Genomic DNA, 7,353 nt, shown 5'->3' with positions numbered 1-7,353 from the left:
AAGGCATGCCGCCAGCGTTCAATCTGAGCCAGGATCAAACTCTTCAGTTTAATCTCTGTTACTTTGCCGTTTTACCGGCACCGTCATTGCTGACGGGTCGCTCACTCAAAAAACTGACAGGCCACTATTTTCATAGCGCCTATTTCATTATTTCTTGTGAACATTTGATATTTTAAGTTTTACGCTGCTTGCGCAGCGCTGCACTTCATCAAATGCCCACACTTATCGACTGTTAATTGTTAAAGAACTGTATTCGGTAAAGCTTGTTTCGCGCTATCGACAAAGCGTTGTGTTTGTCAGCTGCGAAGGAGGAAGAGTATGAAGCGTTTGCAGCACTTCGTCAACCTTCTTTTTTCCCTCACTCTACTGCGCAACACCTTGTTTTGTGTGCACCGTTTTGCGAGGAGGCGAATTATAGCCAAGGCCAACGCCGGATGCAAGGCCTTTTAAAGCTGCCTGATGGCTGCGCTGACCCAATCGTATCCCAGCCGTTCCTGTTCCATACGAAGGCGCTCGCCAAGGACATCATCGCGCAGCATCTGGAACAGTGCCTGTTCAGCGCTACTGAGGCGGGCAAGCTGACCGCCGAAGCGCTGATGACTTTCCTCCTGGCCCCATAACAAGCGATGTGCTTCCAGCGTGGCCAGATCCATCAGCATGGACTGCGCCTGGGGCAGAAAAGAGCGCAAGCGGTCGAGAATGGCAAAGCCGTGGGTATCGATATCGCCCCAGTAGACGATCTGCCGGTCCTGCAACCAGGCGATGTCAGCCAGGCGCTCGGCACCGTAACCGCCGCCGAAGATCACCATGCTGTCGGACACGTCCGGAAACGCCAGGCCGTTGATTTCGTTTTCGGTAATAAAGACCCGTTTTACCTTGGTGAGCAGGGAAGCGAACTGCGCCACCGGCACGGAGAGGTCACACAGGCCGCCGATATGATGAGCCGCATCGAGCATGCGAAAGCGGATCAGCACCGGCTTGGCCAGCAAGCCGTAGCGCATTTCAAACTGGCGCGCACCCAGTGCTTGCAGATTGACCGCTTCGGGCGGCATCACCAGGTCGAGCAGCTCCGTCAGCAAGGCCTTGCGCGTTTCAATGAATTTGCCATCGACACCGGCAATATCGAGCTGGCGCAAATACAGCCCGGGCCGGGGGTGGGCGACAAACCACTGCAGGATGGCAAGGATACGGCCCCAGGCCGGTGCCTGCTCAAGCACCGTCAGCGGCCGGCGCGCAAGCCAGCCGGCCAGGACGGGAAATGCCTGTAAGCTCTGCGCTGCCAGTTGCTCGAAGCGGCGCAACTGACCGGTGCAGCCGATCAGGCGCAAGGCGTCGGCCTGTTCGGGCAACACCACCGACAAGGGCAAACGGTTGCGGCCCAGCTGGCGATGATTGATTTCCTGCCACGTAATGACGTAGCCATGGCCTTTGGCAGACTTGCTGCCGTCTTCGAGCTCGCGTATCCAGCGCCGCACGGCGTCAAACTGGGCACCAAGTTCGCTATTGCCGGGGCGGCGTATATTCAAGGACAAGGGAAACAGCGCTTCGCCGCTCACGTGGGCAGCGAGCAGACGGCCGCTGTCCCACAGGCGCTGCACCTGCGCCTGAATGGTTGCCGGCGTGCTCCAGGCAGCACTGCTCATGCTGCGCGTTCTTCTCGTGCTTTGCGCTCGGCGCGATACTGTTCAATACTGAGGCTGCGCAACATCGACTGCCGTCCCTCTTCACTATGCACAAAGCCCATGCCGGACACATACGGCTCGATGATATGGATTTTCTGCAATGGCGTGACGATCAGCAATTGCAGATTCATGCGCCGGAACAGTTCCAGGCCGTAGCGGGCAGACTCGTCCGAACCGCGTCCGAATGCCTCGTCGATCACCACAAAACGGAACGAGCGCGAGCGTACCACGCCCCATTCCAGGCCGAACTGATAGGCCAGGCTCGCTGCCAGCACGGTATAGGCCAGCTTTTCCTTCTGGCCGCCGGACTTGCCACCGGCATCGGTGTAGTGTTCATGCTCGCGGTCATCTTCGCGCCAGCGCTCGGACGCTGAAAACACGAACCAGTTGCGCACGTCGGTCACCTTGCGCGTCCAGCGCCGGTCCACCTCCGCGCTGCCGGTGCGGCCGCGAAAGCGTTCGATAATCGCTTTGACCTGCAGGAACTTGGCCTCCGAATATTCCTCGTCGCTCGATCCGGTCAGCGTGCCTTCGGTGCAGGCGCGCAAGTCGGCCTGGAAATCGCGCAGGTCGGCATCGAGGTTCGGTTCGGCTTCGAGGGCAATATAGCGGTTGGGGTTGTAGTCGATATCGTGCAGCGAACGATTGATGATATCGATGCGCTCGCGGATGGTTTCACGCTCGCGCTTGAGCTGCGACTGGAAGCCGGCAATCTCGCGGATCGTGTTTTCATTGAGCAGCTCCTTGAAGCGCTGGGCAAAACGCGGCAGGTCATCAGCCTGCAGTGCGTTCAGCATTTTTTCAAATTCACCAGCCGCCTCGATATGCACGTCCACCTCGCGCGTATCGAGCGGCCAGGCTTTGACGTAGTCGCTCATGGCGTTGATGATGCGATCGCGCAAGGTGCTGATCTTCTTGCTGTCGGCATCGATGCGTGCCTGCAGGAAAGAGCGCATGTCTTTTTCGCGGTTGTCGCTCGACTCGACCGTCAACTTGTGCTGGCCCAGCGCTTCTTCCTGCAAGCCTTGCAGCAAAGGAAAATACATCGCGCGCGCATGCTCGGGCGTGGCCTGCAGCAGCTGATGGCAATCGAGCAGCTGGCGTTCGGCCTGTTCATAGCGCTCGCTCAGCCTGGCGTGTTCGCCCGTGTAGCGCTGCAGGTCGGCATCGTTCTGCGCTTGCGCCGCAGCCAGGCTATCGAGCTGGCTTTGCAGTTCGCGCAGCAGGTCGGAAGCTGTTTCCAGGGCCACGCGTTCACGCAGCAATTGCTCGATAGCCATGACCAGCGGTTTCCAGTCGAGCTCGGCAAAATGCTGGAACATCGCCAGTTTCTGCCAGTTGCCCAAGCGATCCTGATGCGCCTTGCCTTCCAGGCTCAACGCAGTGATGCGCGCCGCATGGGCGCTGATGCGCAAGGACAGATCGCGTGCATGCTTTTCCAGTGCGGCAATCTTGGCCTGGTTCGACCAGCCCAACACATAGCGTGTTCGATCATCGAGGCGATGGCGATCGTCTTTTTCATGCCGTTCGCCACCGGCCTTGATCTGGCCGCTGCGCGTAATGGCCAGTTTTTCACGCTGGAATTGCTGCAGCGTATCGCAGCAGGCGTAATCAAAACGCCGGCCCAGTTCGTTGGCCAGCCAGGCATAAAATACCGATTCCGGCTTGATGGTGAGCTTGCGCACCAGCGACTCGGGATGCAGGGAGCGCGGCTCCGGCAAGCTGATCGGGCGCACGCGAAAATACACGAGGCGCGCGCCCAGATGGCTGCTGTCTACCCAGCGGGCAACATCGGCATAATGGATTTCCGGCACCAGCATGGCCAGGCCGAAATTGTGCAGCACGCGCTCGGCAGCGCCTTCCCACTGACCAGCGTCATCGCGCACCTGGATCAGCTCGCCGGCAAACGGCAAGTCCTCACTATCGAGACCCAGCGCGCCGCACAGCAAATCGCGCAGGCGCAGCATCTGCCCCGGGATATTCGAGCGGCGCTGGCGCAGCGACTCCAGTTCGGCCGTCAGTTCGCCATGGCTGACCCGCAATTCACGCAAGGTCACGCCCGCTTCGGTCAGGGTGTTCTGGCAGGCATCGCGCTGTGCGATGCACTCGACCTGCCCGGTGTCGATGGCGCGCAGATTGGCGCGAAAGCCCCCATCGTCGCCGGCGCCGGCCAGACCCAGCAACTGGGCCAGCTCGTCGTACTGGCCGGCACGGCGCGCACGCTCTTCTTTCAATGTTTGCTGGCGCGCTACTTCGGTATCGATCTGTGCCAGGCGATTGCCGCCATTGGCCGAAATGGCGGCGCGCAACTCGTCGCGCTGCACGCTTTGCTCGCCACGCTGCTGCTGCAATTGCGAAAGGCGCGCTGCGGTCTTTTCCAGCTCCAGCGTCAATTGCGCCAAACGCGTTTCCAGCAACGCGCCTTTCAGCGAGGCAAACCAGGGCCGCAGCGCTTCGCGGCAGCCGCGCAACTGTTCATCCTGCTGCAGCAGTGTCAGATGGCGCGCGCAGTCCTGCGTCAGCGGCAGCAGCTGATCGATCTGTTGCTTGGCCTTGAGCACCGCTTCGTGCGCCCGATGCAAATCGTCGAAGTGGGCAATCAGCGCGGCAATGCGCTCCTCCACCGGAAACGCTTCGAGCATATGTTCGCGCACGAAGTCGGTCAGGTTGCCTACCGACTTCATCGACACGGTCTGGTGAAACAGCTCCATCGCCTGCTCATTGGCGATACCGAAACGGCGCCGGAAATCCGCGCCATACGGTGGGAAGCTGTCATGCAGCGTGACGCCGCGGCTGGCGCGCAGGCGCTTGCGCAGCTGATTGATATCGGTACCAAAATCGGCAAACTGGCCGGCAATCGACAAGGCGCTGTCCGCCACCACATAAAACCGCTCGGGCTGGCCGCGTGCATCCTTGAGCCAGAAAACCTGGGCCAGGGTCACGGTCTGGTCGTAGCCTTCGTTATGGAAGACGCCCAGTATCACCGCGTAGGTATTCTGGTCGCGCAGGGCCACGGCACGCGCCGTGCTGCCGCTGTCGCCGCGCTCCGATTTATAGTGGCCGAGCACATAGGTACGCAGGCTGCGTTCATGCGCATCGGCGCCGGCCGCCTTGTTGTACGAGATTTTCTGGGCCGGTACCAGCAAGGTGGTAATGGCGTCGACCAGCGTCGACTTGCCCGAGCCGATATCGCCGGTCAGCAGCAGATTATCGCCACCGGGATGCAGTTTCCAGACGCGCGCGTGGAAGGTGCCCCAGTTGAATACTTCGACATGCTGCAGGCGAAAGCCGGCGCGCTCCAGTTGCGCCTGGTCGGCAAAGTCCAGTGGCGTGTCAGCGTTATCGCCTGGCGTGGTGCTCATGCTTCTTCCCCGCCGAGCGCCGCACCGTGGCTGGCATAATCCTTCAGGCGCTGGTCAAAGTCGCTCAGCCACTGTGCATCGACAAATGCTTTGAGGATGCGCCGCACTTCGAATTGCTGTTCCTGCCCGCGCAGCCGATACAGAAAACCCAGTTCCACCACCTTGTTCAGATGGGTATCCATGCGGTCAAGCAAGCGCGCCTCATTGGCCGTGTCGGGCAGGAACAGGCGCAGCTGTTCGGCGATCTGTTCACGGCTGACCACCAGCCGCGTATCGCCGGCCTGGGTATCGAATTCAGCGAGCTTTTTGCGCAGCAAGACCAGGATCAGGCTGACCGGATAGCTGAGCTGGCGACGCGGCACCAGGCGCGGCAAGGCCGCCTCGCCTTCGGCTGTGGCGCGCTGACGCAGATAGGCGTAGCCTTCGGCTTCATCGAGTATCAATTCCAGGCCCAGCTGCTGGCAATAATCGCGCACGCGCGCCTGCAGCAGCAATAGCGATGGCCATAACTGCACGTCATTTTCCTGGTACAGCACGCCTTGCATCAGGGCGATCAAAATCTGGCTGTAATGCGGACTGTCATGCGCTGCGTTCGATGGATTCATCATGTACTGAATATAAGAAGAGGCAAGGTTGCTTGGCGCGCCAGACCTTGGGCGTCACGCCAGTGTATGACTTCCTCCTGCGTATCGTCGATCACGCTGGGCAATTCCTGTGTCGCCAGGCTGAAATAGGTGGCCAGTTCGGCCAGCCCCTGCTCGAGTGGATGCGCATCGAGCAGCGCCGCCAGCGAAATCTGCTGACGCCCCTGTAATGCGCGGCGCACATGCCCAGCCAGTTTCAGGCGATCGACATACACTTGCTCGAACAGGGCGTCGGACGGTATCGCCGCGGGTGTATCGTCGAGCACGTCCTGCAAAATGGTAGGCTTGAACGGCGGCGAAAACAGGGTGCGGTCCATCGGCGCGGCCAGCGCCGGTGCGGCCGCATCGATTTCGATGAAAGCTGGATGCTCGATGGCGTTGCGCACGTCGAGCGCCTGTTTTTCAATATCGCGTATCAGCTGCATGATGCGGCGGTTTTCCAGCCAGGCCTGGTCGTCCAGATAGCGCCGCAATTGCTCGGACAGCCGCGCCACCGTGCGCTGCGTGACTTCCCCTGCTTCCAGCCAGTCATAATGGACACGCAGCAAGCGGTTGTCGGGCGCCAACTCACGCACGCTCTCCAATGCCATGACGCTGCGCAACAATGCCGTCAATTCATCCTGGCGCGATGGCGACATCAAAAAATCCCAGAAAGCGCGAAAACTCTTGCCTTCATCGGAGTCCGCAATCACATCGCGTTTACCGAATATTTCCTGCAGCAATTCGCCCTTGCTGCCTTCCCAAGTAGCAATGCGTTCGCGCACCGAGCGGTCGAGATGGCGGAAATTATGATCGACAGCGCGAAAATCGGACAGCAAATCGCGCGCGGTCGAAGCCATTTGCAAAAAGCGTTCGCGTATCTGCGTCGGCTCCATCATGGCCAGCCGGCCCTGGTTGATTTGCGCGATCTCGGCATCGATGGCCGCCTTGCGCTTTTGCAGTTCGGCGATGCGCGTGCGGGGATTGAGTTCGGTGCCATCGATAATCTGGCGCAGCAAATCAAATACCGTCATCAACCGTGATTCGGTACCAATAAAGGCGCGCTGATTCAGGCTAATGAGCCACTCGACTGCCTGTTCGGTCGGTGATGTCAGGTCGTAATGCGGTTCATCCTGGCCAGCCGGATAATATTTGCGCAGCCAGCCGCGCTCATCCGAGGCCCAGTCATCGAGATAGGCGGTGGCACTTTTGGTAAACAGCACCTCGCCAGCCAGTTCATGCAGATGATAAAGATGGTCATCGAGTTGCGACGCCAATTCCTGGCGCGCAATGGTGCGCAAATTGGGCGCAATAAAATGTTTGTGCAAAAAACTCGCAATCATGGGTGCATGATCGGCAGCCAGCAGACGCCAGGCCGGATGACTGCGCCGCTGTGCGGAGAGTTGTTGATAATCCATCAGTGTGCAAGTATTAAGCTATCGCGCACTGTAGCACTGTTTGGGAGCGATATGTATCATACATCGGGTGCCCCATCGCCCCATCGAGCAACGTAATTTGTAAAAGCCGCAGACGTAAAAAAACCCCAACCGGATCACCGGTTGGGGTTTTTTCGAATAACAAGCCTGACAATAACCTACTTTCACACTGGTTGCAGCACTATCATCGGCGCAAAGTTGTTTCACGGTCCTGTTCGGGATGGGAAGGGGTGGGACCAACTTGCTATGG

The 7,353-nt window shown here is 59.4% G+C and carries 4 protein-coding genes and 1 rRNA gene; all 5 read right to left on the bottom strand.

Translation table 11 applies throughout. The annotated features are described in order from the left end of the window. Positions 1-446: 446 nt before the first annotated feature. Positions 447-1,643, bottom strand: a complete 1,197-nt coding sequence (locus GCM43_RS25365) for a DUF3322 domain-containing protein (protein ID WP_152248655.1) — start codon at positions 1,641-1,643, stop codon at positions 447-449. Then, complete coding sequence (locus GCM43_RS25360) at positions 1,640-5,044, bottom strand: ATP-binding protein (protein ID WP_152248654.1); 3,405 nt, start codon at positions 5,042-5,044, stop codon at positions 1,640-1,642. The genes GCM43_RS25365 and GCM43_RS25360 overlap by 4 nt, the downstream gene beginning before the upstream one ends. Continuing rightward, complete coding sequence (locus tag GCM43_RS25355) at positions 5,041-5,649, bottom strand: DUF4194 domain-containing protein (RefSeq protein WP_152248653.1); 609 nt, start codon at positions 5,647-5,649, stop codon at positions 5,041-5,043. The genes GCM43_RS25360 and GCM43_RS25355 overlap by 4 nt, the downstream gene beginning before the upstream one ends. Beyond that, complete coding sequence (locus tag GCM43_RS25350; protein WP_152248652.1) at positions 5,649-7,085, bottom strand: DUF3375 domain-containing protein; 1,437 nt, start codon at positions 7,083-7,085, stop codon at positions 5,649-5,651. The genes GCM43_RS25355 and GCM43_RS25350 overlap by 1 nt, the downstream gene beginning before the upstream one ends. Positions 7,086-7,248: 163 nt before the next feature. Next, positions 7,249-7,353: ribosomal RNA gene (rrf, locus tag GCM43_RS25345) — 5S ribosomal RNA — on the bottom strand; the annotation flags it as partial.

This window comes from Janthinobacterium aquaticum, from assembly GCF_009208565.1.
Lineage (GTDB): Bacteria > Pseudomonadota > Gammaproteobacteria > Burkholderiales > Burkholderiaceae_D > Janthinobacterium.
This window is presented reverse-complemented; position numbering and strand designations above follow the sequence as displayed.

Excerpts from the sequence above, each read along its gene's own strand:
- GCM43_RS25350 (WP_152248652.1), bottom strand. The coding sequence starts at position 7,085 with ATGGATTATCAACAACTCTCCGCACAGCGGCGCAGTCATCCGGCCTGG.
- GCM43_RS25360 (WP_152248654.1), bottom strand. The coding sequence starts at position 5,044 with ATGAGCACCACGCCAGGCGATAACGCTGACACGCCACTGGACTTTGCC.
- GCM43_RS25355 (WP_152248653.1), bottom strand. The coding sequence starts at position 5,649 with ATGAATCCATCGAACGCAGCGCATGACAGTCCGCATTACAGCCAGATT.
- GCM43_RS25365 (WP_152248655.1), bottom strand. The coding sequence starts at position 1,643 with ATGAGCAGTGCTGCCTGGAGCACGCCGGCAACCATTCAGGCGCAGGTG.